We start from the raw sequence: 793 nt of genomic DNA, 5'->3' as shown, positions 1-793 counted from the left end.
AAAGATAGACCGTGCTCGCCTTTCCTCCGTTCCTTACCGCGAGATAGAAACTAGTCCATCTGCTGAGCCCCGCACCAGGAACGAGCGGGTTCTTGCTCGGATCTGGGAGGATCTATTAGGCGCCGAGGGGGTGGGAATCGACAGCAGTTTCTTTGATATTGGCGGCGATTCTCTTCTGAGCGTACGTTGCGTCACGCTGGCGCGCAAAGCCGGGCTGAATCTCACTGTCAACCTGCTCTATCGAACACCGACCATCAGGGAGTTGGCGGCCGGGCAAGCGGAGGCGGCACCCCACAACGTGGCTTCCGCGGACGGCCTACTGCCTGTGCCCCCCGTAATATCGTTTTGGAATTCTCTTGTCGGCTTTGACGAGCATTTTAACCTCGGCGATCTGTTCTTCTTGCGCGGCGGCATCCTGGACATCAAGATCCTGGACCGCGCTCTGGCCCATGTCATCGAGAGGCACGAAGGCCTCAGGCTCCGCGTTGCCCGAACCCAAGATGGACTCCGGCTGGGGATTGGCCCTTGTCCGGCCGCACGCATCGTGGAGGAGATCGATCTCGTCCGGATGACCGGCCCAGACCAGCGCAGGACAATCGAGAGCGTCTCGGCAAGACGTCAACACATGTTTCGGTTTGACGGCCACACGCCTCTTGTTCACGTCGCGGCCTTCCGTGCTTCGGAAAGCGGCGATTATTATCTGCTGGTACTGGTGCATCATTTCGTAGTGGATGGGATGGGCTATCGGCTATTCCTGGAAGCATTGGAGGACGCATACAACGCTCTTGCTGCA

General features: G+C 58.6%; 1 protein-coding gene. It reads left to right on the top strand.

All coding sequences use genetic code 11. From position 1 onward, the window contains the following. Positions 1-4: 4 nt before the first annotated feature. A partial coding sequence (locus tag I6F37_RS38310; protein ID WP_346347589.1) for a condensation domain-containing protein occupies positions 5-793 on the top strand: 789 nt, incomplete at its 3' end.

Source organism: Bradyrhizobium sp. NBAIM08, assembly GCF_020193935.1.
Classification (GTDB): Bacteria; Pseudomonadota; Alphaproteobacteria; order Rhizobiales; family Xanthobacteraceae; genus Bradyrhizobium; species Bradyrhizobium yuanmingense.
Note: the sequence above shows the minus strand (reverse complement) of the source record. Positions and strands in the feature narration are given on the sequence as shown.